This window comes from Kineosporia succinea, from assembly GCF_030811555.1.
GTDB lineage: Bacteria > Actinomycetota > Actinomycetes > Actinomycetales > Kineosporiaceae > Kineosporia > Kineosporia succinea.
The window spans coordinates 1,963,879-1,989,183 of record NZ_JAUSQZ010000001.1 but is presented as its reverse complement, the minus strand read 5'-3'; the positions used below and the strand labels follow the sequence as shown (position 1 = coordinate 1,989,183).

Genomic DNA, 25,305 nt, shown 5'->3' with positions numbered 1-25,305 from the left:
GTAATTCCCTTCAGTTCGAGAGGTTGTCGATAGCGCTGCGCAGGAGTGCGCCGACGTCGCCGAGTCGGTGCCGGCCCTCGCTGACCACCATCTCACCGCCCACCACAACGGTGTCGACGTCGGTCGCCGTCGCACTGTAGACAGCCTGCGAAGGCTGGGTTCCGGCGGTGCGCACCGAGTCGAGCCGCACCGCGACCAGGTCGGCCGGGGCCCCCGGTTCCAGGCGGCCCAGTTCGTCCCAGCCCAGGCTGCGGTGCCCGTCGCCGGTGAGGGCCTGGAGCAGCTCGGCGGGGGAGAAGCGCCCGCGCTGCCGCGTCGAGAGCCGCTCGTGCATCTCCAGCCCGCGCGCCTCCTCGAACAGGTCGATCACCGCGTGCTGGTCGCTGCCCAGGGTGAGCGTGGCCCCGGCGTCGGCGAGGGCCCGGGCCGGGCCGATGCCGTCGGCCAGGTCGCGTTCGGTGGTGGGGCAGAAGCAGGCGAAAGTGCCGCTCAGGTCGGTGATGTCGGTGTCGGTCAGATGGGTGGCGTGAACGAGGGACGTGCGTCCCGACAGAACGCCCGCGTCCTTCAGGAGCGCGGTGGGCGTCTTGTGGTGCAGGGCGAGGCAGGCCTCGTTCTCCGCGGGCTGCTCCGAGAGGTGCACATGCAGAGGGCTTTCCGGTGAGAAACTGGCCACCGTGCCCAGCTGGTCGGCCGGCACCGCTCGCACCGAGTGGATGGCCGCGCCGACCCGCAGGTTCGCCGACGGTTTCAGGTCCGCGACCCGCGCGGCCCAGGCGTCCGCGTCCCCGTCGCCGAAACGCCGCTGAACCTCGTTCAGCGGGGTGTAGCCGTCGGCCGTGAGACCGCCGGTCAGATAACAGGTGTCGAGCAACGTGATCCGGATGCCCGCGTCCACCGCCGCCTGACGCAGGGCCTCGCCCATCGCGTTCGGGTCGTCGTAGGCCGTGCCGTCGGGATTGTGGTGCACGTAGTGGAACTCGCCGACCGTGGTGACCCCGGCCAGCGCCATCTCCGCGTAGACCGCCCGGGCCAGAGCCAGGTACGAGTCCGGGTCGAGACGGCGCGCCACGTCGTACATCACCGTGCGCCAGGTCCAGAACGACCCGCCGTCGGCGTGGGTGCGCCCGCGCAGTGCCCGGTGGAAGGCGTGAGAGTGCGCGTTCGCCAGGCCGGGCAGGACGACACCCGGCAGCCTCACGTCGTCCCCCGACGCCGGGACCCCGGTCCCGACGGCCGTGATCCGGCCGTCGGAGACCGAGATCCGCACGTCGTCGGCGACCCCGGAGGGCAGCCAGGCGTGCGGTGCCCAGTAGGCGGTCATGCGGCCAGCTCTCGCAGCACGGTGGTGAGGGCCTCGACGCCCGCCAGGCAGTCCGCCTCGGGGGCGAACTCGGCCGGGGAGTGCGAGATACCGGTGGGGTTGCGCACGAACAGCATGCCGGTGGTGACGCCCGCCGTGGCCAGGATGCCCGCGTCGTGACCCGCGCCGGTGCCCAGAAGCGGTGCACCGCCCAGAATCTCGCTCAACCGCTGCGCCAGCGGAACATCGAAGGCCGTGTTGCCCGTCCAGGATTCTTCGGTGACGCTGGCACCCAGCTGCTCTGCGTGTCTGACCAGATCGTCCAGCGTGCCCCGGACGCTGTCCTCGGACGGCGCCCGCGAGTCCAGCCAGGCCCGCACCAGCGACGGAATGGCGTTGACCCCGTTGGGTTCCACGAGCAGCTTGCCGAAGGTGGCCACCGCCTCGTGAGAAGCGGCGATCGAACGGGCCGCGGTCACGGTGGACGCGTACGACAGCATCGGGTCGTCGCGGTCGACCAGCCGGGTCGTTCCGGCGTGGTTGGCCTGCCCGGCGAAGTCGAAGCGCCAGCGCCCGTGCGGCCAGATCGCGGTGCCGACGCCGACCGCCGCGTCGTACTCGTCCGTGGCCAGCGCCTTGCCCTGCTCCACGTGCAGCTCGACGAAGGCCCCGATCCGGCGCAGGGTCTCCTCGTCCCGTCCGAGGTGCTCCGGGTCAAGGCCCGCCCTGGACATGGCCTCGTGGATCGACGTTCCGTCGGCGTCGCGGAGCGCCGCCGCCCGGGCGGGCGTCATGGCGCCGGTGATCAACCGCGACCCGGCGCAGGCGACCCCGAACCGGGCGCCCTCCTCGTCGCCGAAGTTGACCACGCCGATCGGCTTCGACGGCCGGAAACCGCTGGCCTGCAAGGCTTCCACGGCCGTCAGAGCACTGACCACCCCGAGCGGCCCGTCGAACGCGCCGCCGTCCGGCACCGAGTCCAGATGGCTGCCGGTGACGATGCCCGGCGCGGCGTCCGGGTCACCCCACCAGGCCCACTGGTTGCCGGCCCGGTCGAGCGTGAGGTCGAGCCCGAGCGCGCCGACCTCAGAAGCGAACCACTCCCGCAGGGTGGCGTCCTCCCGGGTCCAGGCGAACCGCCGGTACCCACCGGACGCGGCGCGTCCGACAGGGTCCAGCTCGGCCCAGCGACGTGCGAAACTCACGCCTCACCCTCGCGCATCGGCACCCGGACGCCGCGCTCGGCGGCGACCCGGTCGGCGATGTCGTAACCCGCGTCCACGTGCCGGATCACACCCATGCCCGGGTCGTTCGTGAGCACCCGCTCGAGCTTCTGAGCGGCCAGCGCGGTGCCGTCGGCCACCGTGACCTGACCGGCGTGCAGGGAGCGCCCGATGCCCACGCCGCCGCCGTGGTGCAGCGAGACCCAGGTGGCGCCGGACGCGGTGTTAATCATGGCGTTGAGCAGCGGCCAGTCGGCGATCGCGTCGGAACCGTCGAGCATCGCCTCGGTCTCGCGGTACGGCGAGGCCACCGAGCCGGAGTCCAGGTGGTCACGGCCGATCACCAGCGGGGCGCTGATCTCGCCGGAGGCCACGAGCTCGTTGAAGCGCAGACCGGCCTTGTCCCGCTCGCCGTAGCCGAGCCAGCAGATCCGCGCGGGCAGGCCCTGGAACGCGACCTTCTCGCCGGCCGCCTTGATCCAGCGGTGCAGGTGCTCGTTCTCCGGGAACAGGTCGAGCACGGCCTTGTCGGTGACCGCGATGTCCTTGGGGTCTCCGGACAGCGCCGCCCAGCGGAACGGCCCCTTGCCCTCGCTGAACAGCGGCCGGATGTAGGCCGGCACGAAGCCCGGGAACTCGAAAGCCCGCTGGTAGCCGCCCTGCCGGGCCTCGTCACGGATCGAGTTGCCGTAGTCGAACACCTCGGCGCCGGCGTCCATGAACCCGACCATCGCCTCGACGTGCTTGGCCATCGCCGCGCGGGCCCGGTCGGTGAACTCCTCGGGCTTGGCGGCGGCGTAGTCGTGCCAGTCGCCGAGCTCGACGCCCTCGGGCAGGTACGACAGCGGGTCGTGCGCCGAGGTCTGGTCGGTGACGATGTCGATCGGCACCCCGCGGCGCAGCAGCTCCGGGAAGACGGTGGCGCAGTTGCCGACGAGACCGACGGACAACGGCTTACGAGCGGCCTTGGCGGCGACGACCCGCTCGATCGCGTCGTCCATGTCGGTGGCGATCTCGTCGAGGTAGCGGGTCTCGACGCGCCGCTTGAGACGGGTCGGGTCGACGTCCACGATCAGGCAGACACCGTCGTTCAGCGTCACCGACAGCGGCTGCGCGCCGCCCATGCCACCGGCGCCGCCGGTCAGCGTGAGGGTGCCGGCCAGCGTTCCGTTGAAGCGCTTGGCGGCGACGGCGGCGAACGTCTCGTAGGTGCCCTGCAGGATGCCCTGGGTGCCGATGTAGATCCACGAACCGGCCGTCATCTGGCCGTACATGGTCAGGCCGAGCTTCTCCAGGCGGCGGAACTCGGGCCAGTTGGACCAGTCGCCGACCAGGTTGGAGTTGGCGATCAGCACGCGCGGCGCCCACTCGTGGGTGCGCATGACGCCGACCGGCTTGCCCGACTGGACGAGCATGGTCTCGTCCTCGCGCAGCGTGGTCAGCGTGCGGATCATCGCGTCGTAGCTGTTCCAGTCCCGGGCCGCGCGGCCGGTGCCGCCGTAGACGACCAGGTCGTCGGGGCGCTCGGCGACGTCGGGGTCCAGGTTGTTCTGCAGCATCCGCAGCGGGGCCTCGGTCTGCCAGCTGCGGGCGGTCAGGGTGGTGCCGGTGGGCGCCTTAACCGGACGCGGCCCGGAAATCGAGGAGGTCATGGGTCTATTGCAGCGCCGTTCGGGCGCCGGTGACAGGACCGCCACGGTGATGCTGTCTCGAATCCGAGACACTGGTGACGTGACGAAACCTCCGGCCGCGACCCGGGCCCTCGCGATCCTGCGGCTGCTGGCCCGGGCTCCCGGCCCGCTGCCCGCCGGGGCGCTGGCCCGTGAGCTCGGCCTGCCCCGCAGCACCGTCTACCACCTGCTCGAGGCCATGACCGAGCAGGGGTTCGTGACCCACCTGCCCGAGGAGCAGCGGTACGGGCTGGGGGTCGCGGCGTTCGAGATCGGCTCCGCGTACACCCGCCAGGAGCCGTTGCAGCGTCTGTCCCGGCTGGTGCTCTCGCGGCTGGTGGACGCGGTGGGCCACACCGCCCATCTGGGGGTGCTGCACGGCCGGGAGGTGCTCTACCTGATCGAGGAGCGCGCCCCCGGACGTCCGCCGCTGGTCACCGACGTGGGGGTGCGGCTGCCGAGTGAGCGCACGGCCAGCGGTCGCGCGATGCTCGCGGCGCTGCCCGCGGCCCAGGTACGGGCGCTGTTCCCGACCCGCGAGGCGTTCGGCCCGGACGGCCCGCAGAGCCTGCCCGAGCTGCGGCGGGTGCTGGCGGGGGTGCGCGGGGCCGGGTTCGCCGAGGAGGTGGACGAGGTCACGGCCGGGTTTTCGTCGGTGGCGGTCGCGGTGCTCGACCACACCGGGCACCCGGCGGCGGCGGTGGCGGTCACCTTCTCGAGCGACACGATGACGGACGACGCGAGGTCGCGTCTGGTCGCGTCGATCCGGGCGGCCGCCTCAGCCCTGGAACGGCGGTTGCACGGCGGCCGGGCCTGAGGACGTCAGGCCGGTTCCAGCGTCCGGTTGATCACCGTGATCCCCATGATCACGCCGATGACCACGCCCAGCGTGCCCCCGATCCAGTCCGCCCCGGTGCAGGGCCGGGTGTTCGAGAACGCCTGCCAGGCCTCGATCCCGGCGGCCAGCGCCGACAGCGACAGCGTGCTCAGCACCGGCCGGCGGGTCATCACGGTGAGCACCAGCGCGGGCAGCACGAACAGCAGCACGTTGACGTATTTCAGGCCCTGCATGGTGAACCAGGTGTGCGGCGTGAAGCAGGCCGAGAGCACCTTCATGCTCGGCTCGGCGTCGGCCAGGGCGCCCCAGCCGCCGGGCGGTGGCACGGTGACGGCCAGCACCACGGCGATCAGCACGACGAAGGCCAGGCCGAGGCCGGACACCCGGTCGCGGATCCGGGGCGACATCATCGCGATCACCACGACCAGCAGGATCACGACCAGGGTCGCCAGAACGTCCTGCTGCTCGAACAAGGCTCGTACCTGCTGCATAACCGCCCATCCTGCCGGTCGAACGTGTGCGCTGCGGCACGGTCGAACAGGAAATCACGCTCGGACGATCAAGTGCGGCATTGGCCTGCACGAGGCGACAGAAATGTCCAGCACTCTTGACGCTTGGAACTTAGGTCAGCCTCACCTAATCTCAGCAGTATGGGCGTGAAGAAGGCGAAGAAGAAGTGCTGCAAGGACAAACCCCGGTGCAAGAGCTGCCCGGTGGTGCTGAAGCGGCTGTCCGACGCCGGTTTCGCCACGCGCATCAACCTGACCACGTACGAGTTCCCCGAGAAGCCGCCGAAGAAGGCCGTGTCCGAGGCCCGCTCGCGCTGAGCCCGGCATGAGAAGTGCCCGCCACCCGGGGATCGGGGGCGGGCACTTCTCACGTCACCGGGGTGATCAGGAGGAGAGCTTGTTCGTCTCCAGGAACTCCTTGGCCACGTCGGCCGGCTCCTGCTGCTCGAGCGTGACCTTCTCCATCATCTCGGAGAGGTTCTCGGTGGTCAGCACGCCGGAAACGGCGTTGAGCGCGCCCTTCACCGTGTCCGAGGCCTTCTCCTCGTTGATGATCGGGAGCACGTTCTGGGCCGCGAACTGGTTCTCCGGGTCTTCGAGCATGACCCAGCCGTTGGCGATGATGTTCGGGTCGGTGCTGAACAGGTCGGCCGCGTCGACCTGGCCGTTCTTCAGGGCGTTGACGGTGAGCGGGCCGCCCACGTCGAGCACCTTGTACTCCTTGAAGGTGACGCCGTAGTTCTTCTCGAAGCCCGGGACGCCGGTGGGGCGGGTCTTCCACTCCGGCGGGCCGCCGAGGACGAGGTCCTTGCCCTTCATGTCGCCGATCGACTTCAGGCTGTACTTGTCGGCGGTCTCCTTGGTGACCGTCACGACGTCCTTGTCCTCGGCGGTGGACTGGTCGAGAACCGTCAGGCCCTCGGGCAGCGCCTCGGGCAGGGCGGCGAAGACGTCTTCGGAGCTCACCGCGGTGGCCTTGTCGTCGAGGTACGAGAGCAGGTTGCCCGAGTACTCCGGCAGCAGGTCGATCGAGCCGTCTTCGAGGCCGGGGATGTAGGCCTCGCGCGAGCCGATGTTGAGCTTCTTCGAGACCTTCACACCCTTGGCCTCGAGTGCGCCGGCGTAGATCTCGGCCAGCAGCTCGTTCTCCGGGAAGTTCGCCGAGCCGACGATGATCGACTCCGACGAGGAGGAGCCGCCGCTGTCGGCGTCGCTGGAGCTGTCGAGCGGGTCGCTCCCGCCACCGCACGCGGTCAGCGCCAGGGCAGCGGTGGAGACCAGGGCAGTGGCGAAGGCCATCCTGCGTCGATTCATCAGTGCACTCCTGTTGGGGTGTGTGGGACCTCAGCTGACAGCATGTCGCCTGCCACTGACAGTCTTGAGGCACTACTTCGGCGGGCGGGTCTCAACTCGGCAACGTCTTTGGTCCCGAGTCGGCCCAGACCGTGAACAATCAGGTCAAACCTCGAGGCGGGACTCCGCCGCCACGACGTCGGCGTTGGGTGCGGGCCGGGCGTAGCGGCCGGTGATGCCACGCGACACCACGTAGCGCTGGGCCACGGCCATCACCAGGTCGAGCGCGACCGCGAGCACGGCCACGAGGATCGCCCCGCCGGCCATCTGCGCGTAGTCCTGCTGGGAGAGCCCGTCGATCATGAACCGGCCCAGACCACCCAGGGTGACGTAGGCCGCGACCGTGGCGGTGGCGATGATCTGGAGCATCGAGCTGCGCACGCCGGACAGGATCAGCGGCAGCGCGTTGGGCACCTCGACCCGCCAGAGCACCTGCCAGCCGGTCATGCCCATGCCCCGGGCCGCGTCGCGGGCGGCCGGGTCGACGTTCTGCACGCCGGCGTAGGTGTTGGACAGCACGGCCGGCACCCCGAGGACCACCAGCACGAACAGCGACGGGCCGAGGTAGGCCCAGTCGGCGGGCAGGTCGCCGGAGAACTGGATGACGACGTACACCAGCAGGCCGAACGTGGGCAGGGCGCGCAGGGCGTTCGCGGAACCCGCGATGGCGACCGCGCCCTTGCCGGTGTGCCCGATGAAGAGCCCCAGCGGGATGCCGATGATCAGCACGAACACCAGCGCGCCGAACGAGTACTGGAGGTGCTCGATCAGCCGGTTGGTGATGCCGTCCTCACCGGACCAGTGGCTGCCGTCGGCCAGCCAGTCGAAGACGTTCCCGATCATCGCTTGGCCACCGCCCGCTGCCAGGGGGTCAGCATGCGGCTGCCCAGAAGGATGAGCCCGTCCAGCACCAGGGCCAGGAGCAGACAGAGGATGACGCCGAGCAGCACGATGCCGGGGATGTAGCGGCCGAAGCCCGTGGTGAAGAGCGAACCCAGCTGGGGCACGCCGATCAGCGCGCCGATCGAGACCAGGCTGACGTTCGACACCGTGGCCACGCGCAGCCCGGCGGTGATGACCGGCACCGCGATCGGCAGGTCGACCTTGAGGAAGCGGCTGAAGCCGGTGAAGCCCATCGCGGTGGCGGCGGCCCGGACGTCCGGGGCCACCGAGTTCAGGCCGTCGGCGACCACGCGCACCAGCAGGGCCACGCTGTAGACCGACAGGGCCACGACCATGTTGACGGGCGAGAGGATCTTCGTGCCGAGGATGGACGGCATGATGATGAACAGCGCCAGTGACGGGATCGTGTAGAGCAGCCCGGCCAGGTTGGTGATGGGCGGGTAGCTCCACTTGTACCGGCTGGCGATCCAGCCGATCGGCAGCGCCACGACCAGCCCGACGACCACCGGCAGCACCGAGAGCCACAGGTGCGCGAAGAACCACTGCGCGACGTTGTCCGGGTTGTTCTTGAGGTAGTTGATCACCCGCCGCTCACCGCCTCCCGGCGCCCGGCCAGCTGTGCCTCGATGCGCGTGACCACCTCGCTCGCCGTGACCGTGCCCACCAGAGCACCGGCTTCGTCCACCAGTACGCCGCGGCCCGAGGGGGAGGAGAGCGCCGCGTCGAGCGCACCCCGCAGTGAGCCGCTCACCGGGGCCAGCGTGCCGCCGCGGTGCAGAAGGTCGGAGGCCACGGCCTTTCCGGACGAGAGCGCCGCCACCCGGACCCAGCCCAGGGGGCGGCGGGCGTCGTCCACCGCCAGCACCCACCCGTCCCGGGCGGCGCGCCCGGCGGCCACCGCGTCGTCCCCCATCCTGATCGTCTGCTCCGGCTCGGGAGACAGTGAACCGGTCTCGAAACCCAGTGCGCGGTAACCACGGTCGCGCCCGACGAAGCCGGCCACGAAGTCGTCCACCGGGTCGGTGAGCAGTTCGGCGGGGGTGGCCAGCTGGGCCAGCACCCCACCCACGCGCAGCACCGCGACCTGGTCGCCGAGCTTCACCGCCTCGTCGATGTCGTGCGTGACGAAGATGATCGTCTTGCCCAGTTCCGACTGCAGGCGCAGGAACTCGTCCTGCAGCTCGGCCCGCACCACCGGGTCGACGGCGCTGAACGGCTCGTCCATCAGCATCACCGGCGGGTCGGCGGCCAGCGCCCGGGCCACCCCGACGCGCTGCTGCTGACCGCCGGAAAGCTGTGCGGGGTAACGCTTCGCGAAGTTCGGATCGAGGCCGACCCGCTCCATCAGCTCCAGCGAGCGGGCGCGGGCCTTCTTCTTGTCCCAGCCCATCAGCAGCGGCACGGTGGCGATGTTGTCGACGATCGTGCGGTGCGGGAACAGCCCGGCGTGCTGGATCACGTAGCCGATGCCGCGGCGCAGTGTGCTCGCGTCGACCTTGCCGGTGTCCTGGTCGTCCAGCCAGATCGTGCCCGAGGTGGGCTCGATCATCCGGTTGATCATGCGCAGCGAGGTGGTCTTGCCGCAGCCCGAGGGGCCGACGAACACGGTGATCTTGCCCGACGGGGCGACGAGGTCGAGCCCGTTCACCGCCACGGTTCCGTCCGGGTACTTCTTCACCACGGAATCAAACTTGATCATGCGCTCATCTCTGCTCTCGGTGCTGTGTGTCCGGGTCAGCGGGGCCTGCGGGTTCAGCAGTGGTTGCGTTCGAATGAGGGACGTCGGGACCGGCGCCCAGCTGAAGGCCCAGCTGGGTGGCGAGACGGGTGAGGAGAGGACCGAAACGGCCGATCGCCGATCCGTCCAGGCGGTAGGTGGGGCCGACGATGCTGAGCGCCGCCACCACGCCGCCCGGCCCGGTGACCGGGGCCGCGACCGCGGTGACGTCGGGCTCGATGCCGGAGGCGATGCTGGTCCAGCCCCGCTCCGGGGTGCGGCCCAGCAGCACCGATCCGGCCGCGCTCCCGGCCAGCGGGAAGGCCCGGCCGACCCATCCGGCGTGCCGCACCGAGTGAGTGCCCGGGGCCATGGCCAGGTACAGCGCGGTGGTGCCGGGACCCGGCACGCTCAGGTAGGCCGACTCGCCGGTGGCCGCGACCAGCTCGTTCAGCGCCGGCCCGCTGAGCGGAACCAGGTGCTCGTGCGAGAGGGCGCGGGCACCCAGCTGCATCATCCGCGGGCCGGGCCGGTAGCCGGCTCCCTCCGACCGGGTGACGAACTGGTCGCGCTCGAGCGTGCGCAGCAGCCTCAGGGTGGTGCTGACCGGGAGGCCGACGAGCCGGGACAGCTCGACCAGGGTGTCGGCACCCCGAGGGCCCCCGGTGCAGACGGCGGCGAGCAGGGCGAGGGCCCGCTCGACCGAGCGGGTCGACGAAGGGCTGGCGGGGGGCTTGCCGGGCATCTGCGGCGCCCCTCTCGATCGGTGGATGACCTTTTCTACCTCACCAGAAGAACTGCGTCTCGGCAGAGGCTCATTTTTCACGTGACGGAAACACCTTGCCGAGCAGCGGAAAGTAGAGTCTCCTCGTTCTGAGGGACGGGCCTTGAGCCGACCGTTACTTCATGAGGTGGATCGGGAGCGAAGCGTGTCGATGGATCTGACCCCGGCCGACCGGGCCGCGGCGGCGGCCGCCGCGGACGCCGCCCCGCCGGCCCGGGTGCGCCGGTCCGGGGTGCCGGCGATGACGATCGACGGCCGCACCCTGACCACCCGCAAACTCGTGGCCCGCGTCGACGCCCCGCTGAAGGTCAAGGTCACCCCGACCGCCCGGCGGCGCGCCCAGGCCTCGCACCAGGCCGCCAACGCGGCGGTCGGCCTGCGCCCGGTCTACGGCCGCACCACCGGCGTCGGCGCCAACCGTGAGGTGGCACTGCCTGCCACCGAGGGCGCCCGCTACACCCTCGGCCTGCTGCGCAGCCACGCCACCAGCGCCGGTCAGGTGCGCAACGACATCCGCATCCGCGCCATGCTGGTCGTGCGCCTCAACCAGCTCGCGGCCGGCGGCAGCGGCATCTCGATGGCCGCGATCGACGGCCTGCAGGCGATGATCAACGCCGACGCCCTGCCCCCGATCCGCGAGCACGCGGGCATCGGCACCGGCGACCTCACCGCCATGGCCACCACGGCCCTCGGCCTGCTCGGCGAGGCACCGCTGACCAACCCGCTGCACCCGATCTCGCTCGGCATCCACGACGCGCTGCCGTTCCTCAGCTCCAACGCCGCCACCCTGGCCGACGCCGCGCTCGCCGCCGCCCGCCTGCAGACCCTGGCCCGCGCGAGCCTGGCCGTCGCCACCCTGACCGGGGTCGCGGTGCGGGCGAACTGGGAGGCGTTCGGCCCGGCGGTGGCCCGGGTGACGCCCGGCATCGGGTCGCGCCGGGTCTGCCGGGTGGTGACGGGCCTGGTCACCGAGCCCGGTCAGGACGGCCCGGTCGACGATCCGGCCCGGATCCAAGACCCTTTCGGCATGCGCTGCCTGCCCCAGGTCAACGGCCTGATGTGGGAGACGCTGCAGCAGCTCGACCGGGTGGTGGGCGCGCACCTCAACGCCGCGTCCGAGAACCCGGTGATCCTGGCCGGTCCCGCCGTGCTCGGCCCCGACCCGGCGCCGGTCGTGGCGCACCACGGCGGTTTTCACATTCCCGCGGTCGCGCTGGGGTGTGACAGTGCGGCCATCGCGGCGGCCCAGTCGGCGTCGCTGCTGCAGGCCCGGCTGGCGATGCTGGTCGACCCGGCCGCGACCGGCCTGCCCCCGTTCCTGGGAGACGGCACGCCCGGCGCCTCCGGCGTGATGATGCTGGAATACCTTGCGGCGTCGGCCTTCGCGGAGCTGCGCTCGGCCGCGTCACCGGCCTCGCTGGGTTCCGTCAGCCTGTCGCGCGGCACCGAGGAGCACGCCAGCTTCGCCTCCCGCTCGGCGGTACAGCTGCTGAACGCGGGTGACGCCTACGCCACCGCGCTGTCGTGCGAACTGCTCGCCGCGGTGCGGGCTCTGCGCATGCAGGGCACGAAAAGCACGGCGCCGTGGGCGGAACTGCTCGAGGCCTGTGCGTCGCTGGGCGAGAGTGCGGCCGACCGGGACCTCACCGGCGACCTGGCCACCGCGCAGGAACTGCTGCCGGTGCTGGCCGACCTGGTCGAGCAGTTCGAACCCGACCACTGAAATGGTGGACGTTCCGGTCGAGTCGACCGGAACGTCCACCATTCCGGTTGGTTCAGTTCGGGATCTGGGCGTCGCGCAGGCGCTCCTGGTCGTCCGGGAACGGCTCGTCGACCGGGCGCAGCTCGTCGGCGTAGGAGACCGAGGTGCGGCGCAGCACACCGGTGTTGCTGATCGCGTACTGCCCCATGCGCCACAGCGGCGGTGAGTAGGCGTGGATCGAGACGCTGCCCTCGGCCACACCGGTCATCCGGTGGATGTGGTCGGGACCGAAGCTGAACGAGTGCCCGGCCGGCACGCTGACCTCGAGGGCCGCGCTGCCGATCACCAGGTTGTGCTCGACGACCTCGCCGTGCGCCACCGCGACGGCCCCGGACGAGACGTCGTGGTCGTGCCAGCCGGTGTCGTTGCTCGGGGTCCAGCAGAGCACCCAGACGTCGACGTTCGCGTCGCGGTGCAGGCAGACGTAGTGCCGGTGCTCGTCGTCGTAGGCCACGTGCTGCTGCCAGGCGGACGGGTCGTCGGCGATCGACGAGACCAGCTCGCGCAGTTCCGGCCGGGTGAGGACACGCTGCGGAAGGTCGTTGAGAGCAGGCACGGCTGAGGTGCCAGTGTCGGGAAGGGCGGTCATGGCCTACCTCCGATCAGGAAGCGCTGCGGGTTGCTGACATCGATGGCACGGTCGGCGGCGGTGCCGAAACCGAGCGGGACGGGCTGGGCGTACGGACGGTCGCTGCCCCGGACCAGGGCGTCGATCCCGAGCACCCGCACCAGCGCGTCGACGGCCTGCGGGCCGTAGCTGGAGGTCTCGACGAAGACGCCGGGATCCAGCCGGCCCATCCGCCCGCCCCGGGCCTGCAGCCGCTCGTGCTGCAGCGGTGCGAGCCCGGCGCCGGCGACGAAGCCGATCCGGAGGTGGGGCAGCAGTGAGCGGCCCCGATGGTGCCAGGACCACCACGCCGCCGAGAGCTGGGCGGTGTAGTCGACGACGGCGGGCCACCAGCCGGGCAGCTCTTCCTGGGCCGGCTGGGCGACTGCTCCGGGGTGCACGAGGACCGGCTTGTCGGCCTCCTCGCAGACCCGCAGCACGGGGGCGAGGACCTCGAGCGCCTTCGGGGTGGCCAGCCAGGTGGCGGGCACCTGGAGGCCGACGAAGTCACCGGCCAGCAGCTCGGCCAGACCGGACCGGTCGGGCTCGTGCCGGCTGACCGCGGCCCAGGCCCCGAACCCGGCGGGGAGCTGGGCCGCTCCGGAGTGCCAGGTGTCGAGAAGAGGACGCGCCTCAGCCGCGGGCAGGTCTTCGAGACCGAGCGGGCTGGACAGGGAGACCAGAGCCCGGACATCGCCCTGCAGGTCGAGACGGGCGGCGACATCGTGATCGGCCGGGTTCACCTCGTAGGGCGGCTCGCCCGGCAGGTGAAGCGTCCAGCCGCGCAGCAGGGGTGGTTCGTCGCGGGCCCGAAGGGCGGTGATCAGGTCGGAGGGCCAGAGGTGCTGATGCACGTCGCACGAGACGTCGGAACGCGACGACACCTTGACCACCTCTCCGCATATCCCGGCCCTCCCCGCCCTGACCTGCATTCTCGACTAAATCTATAGACTTATTCAATCGGTTCGCCCGCTCGATGGCAAGTGCCGGGGCGCGCGAGTTCGCCGTGGGTGAACACCTCAGGGCCGGGGGGTGGCCATAATCCCCGAGGATTCGGCCTGACCTGTGGTGAAGCGCTTCACTTGCGATCTATTGAAGCGCTTCACCTTGATCAATTCAAGGGGGAACTGTCGGTGGTGTTCGTTACGGTGACCACATGGCACAGGGGCGTCACCGACCGACGCTGCGCGACATCGCCGACGAGACCGGTCTCTCGACGGCCGCCGTCAGCTACGCCCTGCGCGGTCTGCAGGTCACCGAAGAGACCCAGGCGCGGGTGCGCGAGGCGGCCAAGCGGCTCGGCTACGAGGCCGATCCGATCGCCCGGGCCCTGGCCTCCGGGCGCACCGAGACGATCGGTGTGCTCTGCGGGTCGCTGGCCGACGGGTGGCAGCAGCAGGTCGCCGCGGCCCTGGGCCGGGGCCTGCTGGGGGCGGGGCGCAACCCGGTCACGGTCGACGCCGGCAACGACCCCGAGCGCGAGATCACCCTGGCCAAGCGCATGGTCGACCAGCGGGCCGACGCCCTGATCGTGCTGCCGGTCGATCCGAACGCGCCGCACTGGGCCGAGATCGCCGACCGCACGGTGCTGGTGGCGGTGGGCGACGGCCTGCCGGGGGCGCCCGCGGCGGCCGAGGTGGTGTTCGACAACGACACCGGGGTCAGTCACGGGCTGCGGATGCTGGCGGCGGCCGGGCACACCCGGGTCACGCTGCTCACTCCCACCGACCGGGCCACGCCCGACCGGCCCGCCGAGCAGATCGTGCAGCGCCTGGCCCCCGAGCTGGGGCTGGCCGCGGTGGTGCGCAGTTGCCCGCACGACCTCGACCGGGCGGCGGCGGTGGTGCGCGAGCTGCTCGAGGCGCCGGCCCCGCCCACGGCCTTCCTCTGCCTGGCCGACTCGATCGCGTTCGGCGTCTACCTGGCCGTGCGCGAGCTGGGACTTTCCGTGCCGCAAGACGTCTCGGTGGTCGGCTACGACAACCTGCCCGCCGGCCGGCTGCTCACCCCGCCGCTGTCGAGCTACCGCTGGCCCATCGACGCCCTGGTGGCGGCCGTGGTGGAACACGCCGTCGAGGCCATCGACAGCAAGAAGCCGCCGGTGGCGCGGCGCACCGTGCTGACGCCCGAGCCGATGCCCCGCGGGAGCGTGGCACCGCCTCGGGCGTAAGGGATTACGACACGGTGATGCCGATCGGCTCGCTGTACGAGGGGGCGCTCACGACGTCACCGCGGTACTTGAGCCGGTAGTCGCCGGAGGTCTCCGGGTTGACGTACAACTCGACGAAGCCACCGGTCTTCTCCTTGACCGTCGTCCAGCCGTCTGCGCCCTCGGCGCGGAACTGGATGTCGTAGGCCGTCCAGCCGGCGTCGAACGTCTTCCAGGACCTGGTGTCCCAGTCCGCCCGCTGCACGGTCGGTTCGAACGTCACCTGCTCGCCCGCGGCGACCGTGGTGGCGGACGCCGACACCGCGGTGAACTGCGTGGCCCTCAGTGCGGTGAGCGTGCCCTCGTGGTCGAGGGTCGGTTCCCCGTCCTTCCAGTTCTCCCGGCCCGTGTCGACGAACGCGCTCCAGCTGGCCCGGAACGGCTGACCGGCCGCGATGTTTCCCGCCACCGGCCGGATCTCGAACGGGTACTGGCCGTCTTCCCGGTGCAGGGGCCTGGCCGCGCCGACGTAGGTGACCATCGAGGCGCTGTCGCCCTGCCAGTTGTACGGGACGCCCTCGGGCCAGCCCGCGGTGAAGCTGAACTCGACCGGTGATCCCTCGGGGCAGTCGGTGGTGGGCACCAGGGAGTTGAGCGTGGTGCCGGTGCCGATGACGACGGTGGTCGGCACGTCGGTGATCTCGCACTCGGCGGCCGCGGTGGCCGGGCTCGCGACGAACGCGGTGGCGGCCGTGGTCGCGGCGGCGACGGTGAGCAGGACGGGAGTCTTCAGGAAGCGCACGGTATTTCCCCCTCCAGGGATGATCAGCTGACGGTGACGGGCAGGGCGGGGCCGGCGGACTGGGCACTGGACTTGTCGCCGGGGTGGAGCAGTCGGTGGTCGCCGCTCCCGGTCGCGGTCGCGTTGTAGCCGGTGCTGACGGTGGTCCAGGTCGTTGTCCCGGCCGGGCGGAACTGGACGTCCAGCAGCTCGTGCCGGGAGAACTGCTTCCGGGTGCCGGATTCCCGGTCCGCGCGCTGGATGACGGCGTCGAAGCTGATGCGGTCGCCCTTCTTGGCCGTGGTGCTGCCCGCGGTCGCCTCGACGACCCCGGCCGGCAGGTTCCCGGCGGACGAGATCCGGGGGCGCGGTCGCCCTCCTCCACATCGCCTGGCCATCGGGTAGGTCGACAGGTGATGTACGGGAAACCGCCCGGGGACTTCGCCGTGTAGCAGCAGTGGATCGTGGCGTCGGCCGGGCAGTCGGTGGTCAGCGAGAAACGGATCTCCTGCGGCACCGGGCGCAGGCTGACACGGGTTCGAGTTTTCGCATGTCTTGAGTTCTAACCCGCGGCAGAACCCGTTCGCAGGGTTTTGGGGAACAAAGTCGGTTTTGGCCTGATCGGGTGGAGTGGGATGCTCCTTCGCCCCAGGGGGCGGCGAGATGGCTTTGCCGACAAGGGGATTCAGCTCGGGTTGACGTGTCCGCCAGGTGGGTGAGACTGAGGCGGTGACCACAGGTGGCGACTCCCGACAGGACGCCGGACGCATCCGTACCGGCCGCGTGGCCCGGGCCGCACCACTGGTGGCCCTCACCGGTCGCACGGCCGGTGAGGCGGTGATCTCCGCGTTGCGCCGAAAAGACCGTGCGGGCGTGCGGCAACGGGGTGCCGAGCGCTACGCCGAGTCGCTCGGTCGCAGCCGGGGCGTGCTGATGAAGGCCGGGCAGATCCTGTCGTTCGTCTCGCTCGGGTCGATGGTCGAGGGCAGCAGCCAATCGGTCTACCAGGCCGCCCTGGCGCGCCTGCAGGACGATGCGCCGCCGATGGAGCCCGAGCTGGCCGCCGGGGTGGTCACCGCCGAGCTCGGGGCGCCGCCGCACGAGGTCTTCGCGGAGTTTGCGCCGCACCCCCTGGCGGCGGCCTCGATCGGTCAGGTGCACGCCGCCACCACGCACGACGGGCGCCGCGTGGTGGTCAAGATCCAGTACCCCGGGGTCGACGAGGCGATCCGTGCCGACCTCGCCAACGCCGAGCTGCTGGCCACGTTCTTCCAGGTCATCCGCGGTGTGCTGCCCGATCTGGGGCGCACCGACGCCCGCGCCCTGGCGGCCGAGGTGACCGAGCGCATCGGTGAGGAGATCGACTACCTCACCGAGGCCTCCAACCAGCAGATCTTCGCCGACGCCTATCGCGGCCACCCGTTCGCCCGGGTGCCCGAGGTGCTGCCCGAATTCAGCACCGGTCGGGTGCTCACCATGGACCGCAGCGACGGCCTGCGCTGGGCCCAGGCCCGCGAGGCCGACCAGGAGCTGAAAAACCAGTGGGGCGAGGCGATCTACCGCTTCACCCTGGGCAGCCTGCGCCGGATGGGCCGGTTCAACGCCGACCCGCATCCGGGCAACTACCTGTTCCATCCCGACGGCAGCGTCACCTTCCTCGACTTCGGCTGTGTGAAGTCCTGGCGCGACGATCAGGTCGAGTGGATGGTGCGGGCCGTGCAGGCCGCGGTCGAGGGCCGGGCCGACGATCTGCTGAGGCATTACACCGAGCAGGGTTTCGTGCCCGGGGAGCCGCCCGACGCGCAGGCCATGCTGGTCTGGGCCCGCGAGGCGCTGACCCCGGTGCTCGGCGATCAGCCGTTCACCTACACGCCCGAGTTCGCCGCGCGCATCGTCGATCTCGAGTTCTCGCCGCGCGGGCCGCATTCCGCGGTGGTGCAGAAGCTCGCGCTGCCGGGGGAGTACGTGGCCCTCACCCGCATCGATCTGGGGCTGACGTCGGTGCTGGCCGGCCTGCGGGCGCAGGGCGACTGGCGCAGCATCCGTGACGAGCTCGACCTCGGTGCCGAGCCGGTCACGGCCTACGGCAAACTCGAGGCCGCCTACCGGGAGGGGCTTTCGTGAGCCACGTGACCTGGGACGCGTCGGTCGGGGCCTTCCGGGTCAGCGGCTTCGACGAGGCCAATGCCGTGCTGCGCGCGCCGGGCTGGAGCAGCGACCCGGCCAACAGCCCGCTGGTGCCGTCCGACGCCGTCGGCAACCCCGCGTCCATCATGCTTTTCACCGACCCGCCCACCCACACCCGGCTGCGCCGCCTGGTCGCGCCCGCCTTCAGCGCCCGTGCGGTGGAGGCGTTCCGGGGGCGCGTCGCCGCGATCGTCGATTCGTGCCTCGACCAGCTCGACGACGCGCCGGGCCCGGTCGACCTGCTCGCCGACTTCGCCTACCTGGTGCCGCTGGCGGTGATCGCGGAGCTGCTCGACGTGGGGGTGGAGGGGGCCGAGGTGTTCCTCGAGCAGACCCCCGACCTGGTGCGGCTTCTCGAGGTCGACCCGACGGCCGACGACGTGACCGCCGCGATGACGGCGGGCATCGAGGTGACGATGTTCCTCACCCCGGTGCTGGCCGCGCGCAAGGGCGGCGACGGCACCGACTTCATCAGCCAGCTGCTGCGCACCGGCCTGAGCGTCGACGAGGTGATGTCGACCTGTGTGCTGCTGCTGGCCGCCGGGCACGAGACCACCGCCAACCTGATCGCGAGCGGTGGCCTGGCCCTGATGCGGCACCCCGACCAGTTGCCGGCCCTGCGGCAGAACCCGGCGCGGGCGGTCGACGAGCTGGTGCGGCTCGAGGGCCCGGTGCGGGTGATCGGGCGTACGGCGGTGGCCGATCACGAGGTGGGCGGTACCCACGTGAGCCCGGGCCAGGCCGTGCTGGTCGAACTCGACCGGGTGGGGCGTGACGAGCGCCGCTGGCCCGACGCCCACCGCCTCGACCTGACCCGTGAGGGGCCGGGCGGCCTGGGGTTCGGCACCGGCATCCACTTCTGCCTGGGCGCCGCCCTGGCCCGGCTGGAGGCCGAGGAGGCCCTGACCCGGTTCTTCGGGCGCCACCCGCGGGCCCGCCCCCTCGACCCGGAACCGCGCTGGCGCGACTCGGCCACCTTCCACGCCCTTGACGAGTTGCCCGTCGCCCTGTGATTACGTGAGGGCATGAGCCTTCACGAGATCCCCCTGACCACTCTGTCCGGTGAACCCACCAGCCTCGGCGCCCACGCCGGTCAGGCCCTGCTCGTGGTGAACGTCGCCTCGAAGTGTGGCCTCACCCCGCAGTACGAGGGGCTGGAGCGTCTGCAGAAGACCTACTCCGAGCGCGGCTTCACGGTGATCGGGGTGCCCTGCAACCAGTTCAAGGGTCAGGAGCCGGGCAGCGCGCAGGAGATCGAGGAGTTCTGCTCGCGCACCTACGGCGTCACGTTCCCGATGCTGGCCAAGACCGAGGTCAACGGGGAGGGCCGCGACGCGCTCTACCAGCAGCTCACCCGGCAGCCCGACGCCGAGGGCGAGGCCGGTGACGTGGAGTGGAACTTCGAGAAGTTCCTGATCTCGCCGGCCGGCGAGGTCGTCGCCCGGTTCCGTCCCCGCACCGACCCGGAGGCCGCCGAGGTGATCAGCGCGATCGAGGCCCAGCTGCCCTAGAGCCCCGACCGCAGCCGGTCAGTCGCGTTCGGCCAGAGCCTCCGCCGGAGGCAGCCTCAGCGCGTGCCGGGTCGCCAGCTCGATGCTGGTGAATCCGATCAGCGCCACCACCGCGACCGTCACCGGCACCAGCCAGACCGGGCCCGCCGGGTAGGGCCGGCCCAGCAGCCCCAGCCCGAGGAACAGCATCGGCAGCGCGGCCAGGCCCAGCCCGGCGGTCACGGCCGTCACCGTGATCAGGCCGGCCTCGCGCCGGGTCATCGCCCGGATCTGCCGCACCGTGCTGCCGTTCAGCCGCAGGGTCGCGAACTCGGCGCGGCGGGCCGTGGTCGCGGCCACCAGCTTGTTCGCGATGCCGAGCAGCAGGTAGCCCAGCAGCACCCCGATCGCGGCCAGGTTGATCCACACGTCGGCGGGAATGCCCCGGGGGCCGGTGGACGTGGCGTCCGGGTCGGTGAGCACCAGCCCGGGGTGGGTGGAGACGTAGGCGGAAAGAGCGTCGGGGGACGACGTGCTCACCAGGACGGACGTCACCAGCCCGTTGGTCAGGTGGCCGGCGACCAGGTCGGGGGAGGCCACCAGGGGCCCGAAACCCAGGTCGCGGTCGTACACGGCGACCACCCGGGCCGTGGCCGGGGTTCCGTCGCCGAGGTACAGCGTGGCTTCGTCACCGACCTCCAGCCGGGTCGAGGCGCCCGCCGCGATCGTGTCGCCGGTCAGGTCGTCGAGCGTGCCGTCGGTGACACCGAGGTCGAGCACCGACGAGGCCCCGGCTCCCAGCACCAGGGCCGAGGAGCTCTCCACCTCGTCGTCGCCCAGCATCGAGTACCTGCGCAGCAGCGTGGTGTTGCGGACCTCGGCCGCGCCCCGCACCCCGTCGAGGGAACGCACCTCGCCGAGGACACCGCCGGGCAGCCCGCCGAGCGCCGGGGCCGAAAGACTGTACTGCGCCGTGGTTCCGGTTCTGGTGTCGTCGGACTGGGCCCGCATCAGCGAGGTCTGGGTGAAGGCGTAGGTGGTCACGAACACCACCGCGATGCCGAGCGTGGTGACGGCCCCGGCGAAACGCCGTGAGTAGCCGTGCAGGTTCGAGACCGCGAGCCAGCCGGTGGGGGAGGACGGACGCGGGAGCCGGGCGGTGAGCCGGTGCAGCTGGGTCGGGCCGGCCAGGGCCAGGCCGATCGAGGCGATGATGCCCGCCAGCGCCGAACCCGAGATCGCCACCACCGAGCGGGAGACCAGCGGCATCACGGCCAGGCCGGTGCCCGCCACGATGAGCAGCAGACCGGCGCCGTTGCGGACCCGCCCGGGGGCCGGGGCCTCGGTGCGGGACTCGGCGACGGCCTCGGTGGCCGGGCGCCGCGACACCCGCCAGGCCGCGCCGCGCGCGGCGACCTGCACGGTGAGCAGCAGCAGGGCGGCGGTGCCGAGAGCCGGGAGCGGGCTGTAGCTGAGCGGCAGGTCGTCGGGCAGCATGCCCAGCCCGACGAGCATCCGGCCGGCCTGGTCGGCCAGCAGGTAGCCGAGGGCGAGGCCGGGAACCAGGGCCACGACGGCCGCGACCGTGGCCTGTCCCGCCGCGAGACGGCGGATCTGGCGCGGTGTCGCCCCGACGGCCCGCAGCAGGGCGAGCTCACGGCGCTGGTTGTCGATCGACACCCCGAGCGCCCCGGCCACGACGAAACCGACCAGGACGAGGGTGATCCCGGCCATCGACCCGGCCAGCACGGTCAGCAGCGTGCGGGCCGCGCCGAGCTCGGGGTCGAGCACGTCACCCCGTTCGTCGCCACCCGCGACGGTGAGGTCCGGGTACGTGGCGCGCAACGCGTCCACCGTCGGGCCGACCTCGCCGGAGGCCACTTTCAGGGCCACCAGGTCGGGCGCGGCGACCTCGGAGTCGGCGAAGTAGATGCCCGCGTCGTTCCCGCTCACCACCGAGGTCACCCGCACGCTGCGGGTCACCCCGTCGGCGACGACCCGCGTGGTGTCACCGATCCCGAGGCCGGTCGCCTCGGCCAGGGCCTGGCCGACGCCGATCTGCCCGGCCCCGGAGGGGGCGGTACCGGTGGTGGGCCCGACGAAAGCAGTGATGGACCAGCCGTGCCCGGCGACCGACGCGTCCTGGACCGAAACCGGCTGTCCACCCGGGGTGAGCACCGCCGCCGGGAAACTCACGTCACCGGCGGCCGTGACGACACCCGGCTGGTTGTTCAGCTCGGCCACCAGATGACCGGGCAGAGAGGCTCTCTCGGGCAGCGGGAACGCCTCCCCGGCGTCCTGCCGGAAGGTCTGGTCGGCCCCGATCAGGATGTCCGCCCCGGCCAGCCGGGTGACCGGTGCGTGCGAACGGAACCCGGACTCGCCCAGCACCCCGGTCGCCGTGATCAGCGCCGCGCCGCCCACCACGGCACTCGTCACCGCGACCAGTGAGGCGATCCGGCGGCGCGCCATCTTCCGTGCCACGTAGAACATCTCAGACCTCCCCGACCCGGATCAGGCTCGCGGCCAGGTCGGCCGCGCTCGGGACGGACAGCGTCTCCACGATCCGGCCGTCGGCCATCACCAGCGCCCGGTCGGCACGGGCGGCGGCCGCCGGGTCGTGGGTGACCATCACCACGGTCTGGCCCAGGTCGTCCACCGTCGTCCGCAGCAGCGCCAGCACCTCCCGGGCCGCCCGCAGGTCGAGCGCACCGGTCGGCTCGTCGGCGAACACCACCGCGGGCCGGGCCACCAGCGCCCGGGCGATCGCCGCGCGCTGCTGCTGGCCGCCCGAGAGCTCGGCCGGCCGGTGACCGGCCCGGTCGCTCAGCCCGACCCGCTCGATCAGCTCGGCCACCCAGGCCTCGTCGGGAGTGCGCCGGGCCATCCGCAGCGGCAGGGTGATGTTGTCGCGCACCGTCAGTGACGACACCAGGTTGTACGACTGGAACACGAAACCGATGCGCTCACGGCGCAGTTCGGTGCGGCGGGTCTCGCTCAGCCCGCCGATCGCGGTGCCGCCGATCAGCACCTCGCCCCGGCTGGGGGTGTCCAGCCCGGCGGCGCAGTGCATCAGCGTGCTCTTGCCGGAGCCGGAGGGGCCCATGATCGCGACGAACTCGCCCGGGGCCACGTCGAGGGACACCTGCTGCAGGGCGACGACGCCGTTGCCGTACTCCTTGGCGACCCCGGTGAGCCGGATCGCGGGAGCCAGGGTGACCACGCTCATCGCCGGCGCATCCAGTTCAGCACGAGCGTGACCACACCGACGGCGGTGAGCGTGCCGAAGGCGAGGTTGAGCAGGAGGAGGTCACCGGCGACCGAGGCCACCGAGTTGCCGACCACGCCCAGCACCACGGCCAGCCAGGCCGCCCGAACCATGACCGGGGTGTTCTCCGTCATGACGTTCTCCTTGTCCGAGAGGGGTTTCCGTCACCGGAAACGCTAGGGACGACGACCCCTCCCGGCCGATCCCGGCTACTGCCGGATCGGGGGTACAGCAGGCACTACTCCTCCGGAGCCGCCTCGTTCAGCCGCTGCTGCAGCCGCTCCCGGATCTCCTCGGCTGAGTACGACTTGCGCTGCCGCTCGTTGCGCACCACCAGGACCCCACCCGCGGCCACCCCGGCCGCGCCCGCCAGACCGAGGAGCTTCCACCATGCGATGCGCTGCTTCTTCGCCATCGGCCTAGGGTATGGGGCGTGCCAGACATGCGTGATCAGGAGCCGCTTCATCTGTCCCAGGCCGCCGCGCTGACCCGCACCGGCGACGTCTGGCTCTTCCGCGGCCGCAGCAGTGCGGACCGGGCGATCCAGGCCTTCACCAACGCGCCGGTGAACCACGTGGGCATGGCCGTGGTCCTCGAAGACCTGCCACCGCTGATGTGGCACGCCGAGCTCGGCCGGTCCCTCCCCGACGTCTGGGTCGGCGAGCACCGCCGCGGCGCCCAGCTGCACGACCTGTCGGCCGCCGTGACCACCTGGGTGACCAAGTACCGGCAGCGCGCGTGGTTCCGCCAGCTCGACCCGGAGGTGGGCCGGGAGGCCGAGGACGCGGTGCTGCGCACGATCGCCCGGATGGACGGCACACCCTTCCCGAGCACGGTCGGCCTGATGGGCCGCTGGGTGGCGAACAAGAAACTGGTGCGCACCCTGCGCCGGGCCGGCCGCACCGACGAGGCCGTGGCCCTGGAGACCGCCTACTGCGCCGAGATCGTCGCCATGACCTACCAGGCCATGGGGCTCCTGCCCGAAGACCGCGCGCCCGGCTGGTACGACCCCGGCCGGTTCTGGAGCGGCGACAAGCTGCCCCTGGTCGGTGGGGCCCAGCTCGGGGGCGAGATCAGGGTCCGGCTCGACGACGCGGTCTGAGGCCGGGTAAGGGTCGCTCAGGGTGCGTCTGGGGTGATTCCCGATATGCCTGTCGTCCACAGTTGAAGGAGGGTGGACGAGTCAGCCCACCGGGACTCAGATACGACTCAGCGAGGACGTGACCACACCATGAACACCGTTCATCGGAACATGTACGACCAGGGCCTCTACCGTCCGCGCCACGGCGGGATGCTGGGCGGCGTGTGCGCCGGTCTGGCCAAGCGCTTCGGCATCGGCGCCACGATGATGCGGCTCATCTTCGTGATCACCCTGTTCGTGATCCCGGGCAGCCAGATCCTCGTCTACCCGCTGCTCTGGCTCCTCATGCCCAAGGAGCAGGCCTACACCAGCTACCAGAGCCCCACGTCGCACCCCATGAGCTAGTGCTCGGGGCGCGGCGCGACCAGGCGCCGGTGCAGCCCGGCCAGCTCGGCCGCCGGATCGGCGGTCACGCCGGAGTGCACCGGTCCGGTCTGCACCACGGAACTGCGCGGGGCGGTGAGCCAGCCGAACCGGGCCCGCAGCGGCTGCTCGCTGATCAGCCCGGCGGCCGCCGCCCCGTCACAGACCGAGCCGATGCCGCGCAGCACGGCGTCGAGCTGCTCCAGGTCGACGGCCGGGTCGATCGCGCGCAGCCGGTCGTCGCCGACCTGCCGGGTGCAGGAGAGGAACTCGTGGTGCTGCGAGTACAGCACCACGCCCACGTTCACGAACTCCCCGCGCTCCACCCGGGGCACGGCGCGCACGGTGGCCCAGTAGAACGGCCGGGGGCCGTCGTCGCCGCTCTCCACGTTGGCCACGGCCGGAGCGCTGTTCAGGCCGCTGTCCAGGCCTCCTCGGCGGGTGCTCACGAGCTCACCGGGGCCAGCTCGGGACGCCAGGGGGCGCGGTCGGTCAGCCGGGCCAGCAGGTACTCGCGGTAACGCGCCCGCCAGGCCGCCGCGTCGCGGTCGTCGCCGATGGCCGCGTTCATCGTCAGCAGCCAGTCTCCGGGAACCAGGTTCAGCACCTCGTCGAGCAGCTCCGGGGTGATCCTCGCGGCCAGCGCCGCGTCCAGGGCGTCGAGCTGCGCGCGGCCCAGGGTGTCGGCGACCGGGGCCAGAATGTGCTCACTCAGGTCGTAGCGGCGGGTGGCCCAGCGTTCGAGCGGTGGCCAGGCGTGCTGGAACACCAGCGCGGCGCCGTGGTCGATCGCCCACAGATCGCGGTGCCAGATCAGCAGGTTCGGGTTGCGCCAGGTGCGGTCGATGTTCGCGGCGAAGGCGTCGATCCAGCGGATCGTGGCGGCCTCGGGGGCCGGCGGCTGCCAGTGGATGCCGTCGTAACCGAACGAGCCGGGCAGGTAGTCCATGCCCAGGTTCTCTCCCGCGCTGCTGTTGAGCAGCTCCTGCACCTCTTCGTCGGGCTCGAGCCGCGCGGTGCGCCCGTCGATCGTGATGCGCACCAGTTCCGGCACCCGCACCCCGAGCCGGCGCGACAGCTCGCCCACGATCACCTCGGCGACCAGTGAGGCCGTGCCCTGCCCGGCCCCGCGGAACTTGACCACGTACATGCCGTCGTCGTCGGCCTCGACCAGGCCCGGCAGCGATCCGCCCTCCCGTAACGGGGTCAGGTACGCGGTCGCGGCGACGGTTCGGAGCACGCAGGTCAGATTAAGGG

The 25,305-nt window shown here is 71.6% G+C and carries 28 protein-coding genes; 9 read left to right on the top strand and 19 right to left on the bottom strand.

Annotation, left to right across the window (positions count from 1 at the left end; translation table 11 throughout):
* Positions 1-10: 10 nt before the first annotated feature.
* From J2S57_RS08770 to hutU, 3 genes are read right to left on the bottom strand one after another with little or no spacing between them, the layout of a single operon-like run.
* Entirely contained in the window at positions 11-1,324 is a 1,314-nt protein-coding gene (locus J2S57_RS08770) for a formimidoylglutamate deiminase (protein WP_307240365.1), read from the bottom strand.
* The gene (locus tag J2S57_RS08765; protein WP_307240363.1) at positions 1,321-2,508 is read right to left on the bottom strand and encodes an allantoate amidohydrolase; all 1,188 of its coding nucleotides are present in this window, start codon (positions 2,506-2,508) and stop codon (positions 1,321-1,323) included. Before J2S57_RS08765 ends, J2S57_RS08770 begins: the two co-directional genes overlap by 4 nt.
* A complete protein-coding gene (gene hutU / locus J2S57_RS08760) occupies positions 2,505-4,166 on the bottom strand; it encodes a urocanate hydratase (RefSeq protein WP_370882602.1) in 1,662 nt (553 codons plus the stop codon). The genes J2S57_RS08765 and hutU overlap by 4 nt, the downstream gene beginning before the upstream one ends.
* A 91-nt stretch (positions 4,167-4,257) precedes the next feature.
* On the opposite strand from hutU, the gene J2S57_RS08755 reads away from it, so the two are divergent.
* Entirely contained in the window at positions 4,258-5,013 is a 756-nt protein-coding gene (locus J2S57_RS08755) for an IclR family transcriptional regulator (protein WP_307240358.1), read from the top strand.
* Positions 5,014-5,018: 5 nt separating this feature from the next.
* Here J2S57_RS08755 and J2S57_RS08750 read toward each other — a convergent pair whose 3' ends face one another.
* Complete coding sequence (locus J2S57_RS08750) at positions 5,019-5,525, bottom strand: hypothetical protein (protein ID WP_307240355.1); 507 nt, start codon at positions 5,523-5,525, stop codon at positions 5,019-5,021.
* Between the two features lie 159 nt (positions 5,526-5,684).
* On the opposite strand from J2S57_RS08750, the gene J2S57_RS08745 reads away from it, so the two are divergent.
* Positions 5,685-5,861 carry a hypothetical protein gene (locus tag J2S57_RS08745; RefSeq protein WP_307240351.1) on the top strand — a complete coding sequence of 59 codons (177 nt, stop codon included), beginning with the start codon at positions 5,685-5,687 and terminating at the stop codon, positions 5,859-5,861.
* Between the two features lie 66 nt (positions 5,862-5,927).
* Here J2S57_RS08745 and J2S57_RS08740 read toward each other — a convergent pair whose 3' ends face one another.
* The 5 genes from J2S57_RS08740 to J2S57_RS08720 form a co-directional block, all read right to left on the bottom strand.
* On the bottom strand, positions 5,928-6,857 hold the full coding sequence (locus tag J2S57_RS08740) for an ABC transporter substrate-binding protein (protein WP_307240349.1): 930 nt from the start codon (positions 6,855-6,857) through the stop codon (positions 5,928-5,930).
* A gap of 144 nt (positions 6,858-7,001) precedes the next feature.
* Complete coding sequence (locus J2S57_RS08735) at positions 7,002-7,739, bottom strand: ABC transporter permease (RefSeq protein WP_307240346.1); 738 nt, start codon at positions 7,737-7,739, stop codon at positions 7,002-7,004.
* The gene (locus J2S57_RS08730; protein ID WP_370882601.1) at positions 7,736-8,380 is read right to left on the bottom strand and encodes an ABC transporter permease; all 645 of its coding nucleotides are present in this window, start codon (positions 8,378-8,380) and stop codon (positions 7,736-7,738) included. Before J2S57_RS08730 ends, J2S57_RS08735 begins: the two co-directional genes overlap by 4 nt.
* The gene (locus tag J2S57_RS08725; RefSeq protein WP_307240342.1) at positions 8,380-9,498 is read right to left on the bottom strand and encodes an ABC transporter ATP-binding protein; all 1,119 of its coding nucleotides are present in this window, start codon (positions 9,496-9,498) and stop codon (positions 8,380-8,382) included. Before J2S57_RS08725 ends, J2S57_RS08730 begins: the two co-directional genes overlap by 1 nt.
* 4 nt (positions 9,499-9,502) lie before the next feature.
* On the bottom strand, positions 9,503-10,261 hold the full coding sequence (locus tag J2S57_RS08720; protein WP_307240341.1) for an IclR family transcriptional regulator: 759 nt from the start codon (positions 10,259-10,261) through the stop codon (positions 9,503-9,505).
* A gap of 190 nt (positions 10,262-10,451) precedes the next feature.
* On the opposite strand from J2S57_RS08720, the gene J2S57_RS08715 reads away from it, so the two are divergent.
* Entirely contained in the window at positions 10,452-12,023 is a 1,572-nt protein-coding gene (locus J2S57_RS08715) for an aromatic amino acid lyase (protein ID WP_307251010.1), read from the top strand.
* A 52-nt stretch (positions 12,024-12,075) separates the two neighbouring features.
* Here the strand turns inward: J2S57_RS08715 and J2S57_RS08710 are convergent, their stop codons facing one another.
* Entirely contained in the window at positions 12,076-12,651 is a 576-nt protein-coding gene (locus J2S57_RS08710; RefSeq protein ID WP_307240339.1) for a cysteine dioxygenase, read from the bottom strand.
* Positions 12,648-13,553 (bottom strand): amidohydrolase family protein, encoded by a 906-nt coding sequence (locus J2S57_RS08705; protein WP_307240337.1) that lies wholly within the window; start codon positions 13,551-13,553, stop codon positions 12,648-12,650. Before J2S57_RS08705 ends, J2S57_RS08710 begins: the two co-directional genes overlap by 4 nt.
* 272 nt (positions 13,554-13,825) lie before the next feature.
* Here J2S57_RS08705 and J2S57_RS08700 point away from each other — a divergent pair, with 272 nt between their 5' ends.
* Positions 13,826-14,839 carry a LacI family DNA-binding transcriptional regulator gene (locus tag J2S57_RS08700; protein ID WP_307240335.1) on the top strand — a complete coding sequence of 338 codons (1,014 nt, stop codon included), beginning with the start codon at positions 13,826-13,828 and terminating at the stop codon, positions 14,837-14,839.
* Positions 14,840-14,843: 4 nt separating this feature from the next.
* Here the strand turns inward: J2S57_RS08700 and J2S57_RS08695 are convergent, their stop codons facing one another.
* The gene (locus J2S57_RS08695) at positions 14,844-15,620 is read right to left on the bottom strand and encodes a hypothetical protein (RefSeq protein WP_307240333.1); all 777 of its coding nucleotides are present in this window, start codon (positions 15,618-15,620) and stop codon (positions 14,844-14,846) included.
* Positions 15,621-15,643: 23 nt separating this feature from the next.
* Positions 15,644-15,997 (bottom strand): hypothetical protein, encoded by a 354-nt coding sequence (locus J2S57_RS08690; protein ID WP_307240330.1) that lies wholly within the window; start codon positions 15,995-15,997, stop codon positions 15,644-15,646.
* A gap of 331 nt (positions 15,998-16,328) precedes the next feature.
* Here J2S57_RS08690 and J2S57_RS08685 point away from each other — a divergent pair, with 331 nt between their 5' ends.
* Genes J2S57_RS08685 through J2S57_RS08675 form a run of 3 tightly spaced genes read left to right on the top strand, consistent with a single transcriptional unit; the run spans position 16,329 to position 19,297 of the window.
* Positions 16,329-17,723, top strand: coding sequence for an ABC1 kinase family protein (locus J2S57_RS08685; protein WP_307240328.1), 1,395 nt, complete (start codon positions 16,329-16,331; stop codon positions 17,721-17,723).
* A complete protein-coding gene (locus J2S57_RS08680; protein WP_307240326.1) occupies positions 17,720-18,799 on the top strand; it encodes a cytochrome P450 in 1,080 nt (359 codons plus the stop codon). Before J2S57_RS08685 ends, J2S57_RS08680 begins: the two co-directional genes overlap by 4 nt.
* 12 nt (positions 18,800-18,811) lie before the next feature.
* A complete protein-coding gene (locus J2S57_RS08675) occupies positions 18,812-19,297 on the top strand; it encodes a glutathione peroxidase (protein ID WP_307240324.1) in 486 nt (161 codons plus the stop codon).
* Positions 19,298-19,315: 18 nt separating this feature from the next.
* On the opposite strand, the gene J2S57_RS08670 is transcribed toward J2S57_RS08675, so the two are convergent.
* The 4 genes from J2S57_RS08670 to J2S57_RS08655 form a co-directional block, all read right to left on the bottom strand.
* Entirely contained in the window at positions 19,316-21,769 is a 2,454-nt protein-coding gene (locus J2S57_RS08670; RefSeq protein ID WP_307240322.1) for an FtsX-like permease family protein, read from the bottom strand.
* 1 nt (position 21,770) lies between these two features.
* Entirely contained in the window at positions 21,771-22,505 is a 735-nt protein-coding gene (locus J2S57_RS08665; RefSeq protein WP_307240320.1) for an ABC transporter ATP-binding protein, read from the bottom strand.
* Positions 22,502-22,678, bottom strand: a complete 177-nt coding sequence (locus J2S57_RS08660) for a hypothetical protein (protein ID WP_307240319.1) — start codon at positions 22,676-22,678, stop codon at positions 22,502-22,504. The genes J2S57_RS08665 and J2S57_RS08660 overlap by 4 nt, the downstream gene beginning before the upstream one ends.
* Positions 22,679-22,782: 104 nt before the next feature.
* The gene (locus J2S57_RS08655; RefSeq protein ID WP_307240317.1) at positions 22,783-22,959 is read right to left on the bottom strand and encodes a hypothetical protein; all 177 of its coding nucleotides are present in this window, start codon (positions 22,957-22,959) and stop codon (positions 22,783-22,785) included.
* Between the two features lie 27 nt (positions 22,960-22,986).
* Here J2S57_RS08655 and J2S57_RS08650 point away from each other — a divergent pair, with 27 nt between their 5' ends.
* Positions 22,987-23,646 (top strand): hypothetical protein, encoded by a 660-nt coding sequence (locus J2S57_RS08650; protein WP_370882600.1) that lies wholly within the window; start codon positions 22,987-22,989, stop codon positions 23,644-23,646.
* Positions 23,647-23,775: 129 nt separating this feature from the next.
* Positions 23,776-24,030, top strand: a complete 255-nt coding sequence (locus J2S57_RS08645) for a PspC domain-containing protein (protein ID WP_307240313.1) — start codon at positions 23,776-23,778, stop codon at positions 24,028-24,030.
* On the opposite strand, the gene J2S57_RS08640 is transcribed toward J2S57_RS08645, so the two are convergent.
* Positions 24,027-24,497, bottom strand: coding sequence for a DUF3037 domain-containing protein (locus tag J2S57_RS08640; protein ID WP_307240311.1), 471 nt, complete (start codon positions 24,495-24,497; stop codon positions 24,027-24,029). The genes J2S57_RS08645 and J2S57_RS08640 overlap by 4 nt on opposite strands.
* The gene (locus tag J2S57_RS08635; protein WP_307240309.1) at positions 24,494-25,288 is read right to left on the bottom strand and encodes a HipA family kinase; all 795 of its coding nucleotides are present in this window, start codon (positions 25,286-25,288) and stop codon (positions 24,494-24,496) included. The genes J2S57_RS08640 and J2S57_RS08635 overlap by 4 nt, the downstream gene beginning before the upstream one ends.
* Positions 25,289-25,305: the final 17 nt, after the last annotated feature.

Excerpts from the sequence above, each read along its gene's own strand:
- J2S57_RS08770 (WP_307240365.1), bottom strand. The coding sequence starts at position 1,324 with ATGACCGCCTACTGGGCACCGCACGCCTGGCTGCCCTCCGGGGTCGCC.
- J2S57_RS08750 (WP_307240355.1), bottom strand. The coding sequence starts at position 5,525 with ATGCAGCAGGTACGAGCCTTGTTCGAGCAGCAGGACGTTCTGGCGACC.
- J2S57_RS08745 (WP_307240351.1), top strand. The coding sequence starts at position 5,685 with ATGGGCGTGAAGAAGGCGAAGAAGAAGTGCTGCAAGGACAAACCCCGG.
- J2S57_RS08740 (WP_307240349.1), bottom strand. The coding sequence starts at position 6,857 with ATGAATCGACGCAGGATGGCCTTCGCCACTGCCCTGGTCTCCACCGCT.
- J2S57_RS08735 (WP_307240346.1), bottom strand. The coding sequence starts at position 7,739 with ATGATCGGGAACGTCTTCGACTGGCTGGCCGACGGCAGCCACTGGTCC.
- J2S57_RS08725 (WP_307240342.1), bottom strand. The coding sequence starts at position 9,498 with ATGATCAAGTTTGATTCCGTGGTGAAGAAGTACCCGGACGGAACCGTG.
- J2S57_RS08720 (WP_307240341.1), bottom strand. The coding sequence starts at position 10,261 with ATGCCCGGCAAGCCCCCCGCCAGCCCTTCGTCGACCCGCTCGGTCGAG.
- J2S57_RS08715 (WP_307251010.1), top strand. The coding sequence starts at position 10,452 with ATGGATCTGACCCCGGCCGACCGGGCCGCGGCGGCGGCCGCCGCGGAC.
- J2S57_RS08710 (WP_307240339.1), bottom strand. The coding sequence starts at position 12,651 with ATGACCGCCCTTCCCGACACTGGCACCTCAGCCGTGCCTGCTCTCAAC.
- J2S57_RS08700 (WP_307240335.1), top strand. The coding sequence starts at position 13,826 with ATGGCACAGGGGCGTCACCGACCGACGCTGCGCGACATCGCCGACGAG.
- J2S57_RS08690 (WP_307240330.1), bottom strand. The coding sequence starts at position 15,997 with ATGGCCAGGCGATGTGGAGGAGGGCGACCGCGCCCCCGGATCTCGTCC.
- J2S57_RS08675 (WP_307240324.1), top strand. The coding sequence starts at position 18,812 with ATGAGCCTTCACGAGATCCCCCTGACCACTCTGTCCGGTGAACCCACC.
- J2S57_RS08670 (WP_307240322.1), bottom strand. The coding sequence starts at position 21,769 with ATGTTCTACGTGGCACGGAAGATGGCGCGCCGCCGGATCGCCTCACTG.
- J2S57_RS08665 (WP_307240320.1), bottom strand. The coding sequence starts at position 22,505 with ATGAGCGTGGTCACCCTGGCTCCCGCGATCCGGCTCACCGGGGTCGCC.
- J2S57_RS08660 (WP_307240319.1), bottom strand. The coding sequence starts at position 22,678 with ATGACGGAGAACACCCCGGTCATGGTTCGGGCGGCCTGGCTGGCCGTG.
- J2S57_RS08655 (WP_307240317.1), bottom strand. The coding sequence starts at position 22,959 with ATGGCGAAGAAGCAGCGCATCGCATGGTGGAAGCTCCTCGGTCTGGCG.
- J2S57_RS08650 (WP_370882600.1), top strand. The coding sequence starts at position 22,987 with ATGCGTGATCAGGAGCCGCTTCATCTGTCCCAGGCCGCCGCGCTGACC.
- J2S57_RS08645 (WP_307240313.1), top strand. The coding sequence starts at position 23,776 with ATGAACACCGTTCATCGGAACATGTACGACCAGGGCCTCTACCGTCCG.